This is a genomic window from Wenzhouxiangella sp. YN9 (assembly GCF_056324165.1).
Genome location: NZ_JBJNIP010000061.1, coordinates 1 through 765 on the forward strand (window position 1 = coordinate 1; position 765 = coordinate 765).

Sequence of the window (765 nt, forward strand, 5' to 3'; positions counted from 1 at the left end):
GATCTCCAGATCGCGATATGGTGCTGGTCGAAGCCGGTGGCTTGCGCTTGGTGATTGATCCACCGTGCCCTGCGCGCCACCCGGCAGGGCCTTGGCGCCCGCCGTTGCAGGAGCGATCTCCAGATCGCGATACGGCGCTGATCGAAGCCGGCCGGCTTCTGACGGTTTGATGGCCCTCTTTGGCCCGCAGCTGCACATCCCCCATCCGGGCTTCGACAAGTCAAAGGCGTTCCGCCCGGCTTGCTTCGCAAGCTCTTTGGGCGGGTCACTTTTTTCCAGCGCGAAAAAAGTAACCAAAAATCGCGCTTCAAGGTCAAGATCCCACGCTCGGTTGTCTGAGGAGATGGACGGCTGCGGGGGCTGGCCCCTTTGCGGTGCGGGCTTCGTGAGAGCCCGGCTGGTCGCGTCGTGCCCGGGATGGTTTCCGGAGATGGCCATGGGAGGGATCCGGTGGCTTGCGCTGGTGATTGATCCACCGCGCCCTGCGCGCCACCCGGCAGGGCCTTGGCGCCCCCCGTTGTAGGAGCGATCTCCAGATCGCGATATCGTGCTGGTCGAAGCCGGTGGCTTGCGCCTGGTGATTGATCCCCCGCGCCCTGCGCGCCACCCGGCAGGGCCTTGGCGCCCGCCGTTGCAGGAGCGATCTCCAGATCGCGATATGGTGCTGGTCGAAGCCGGTGGCTTGCGCTTGGTGATTGATCCACCGTGCCCTGCGCGCCACCCGGCAGGGCCTTGGCGCCCGCCGTTGCAGGAGCGATCTCCAGA

The 765-nt window shown here is 65.9% G+C and carries 1 protein-coding gene; it reads right to left on the minus strand.

The window, feature by feature from the left end:
- A partial coding sequence (locus tag ACEWQ0_RS03300; protein ID WP_476484472.1) for a hypothetical protein occupies positions 1–438 on the minus strand: 438 nt, incomplete at its 3' end.
- Between the last annotated feature and the right edge of the window lie 327 nt (positions 439–765).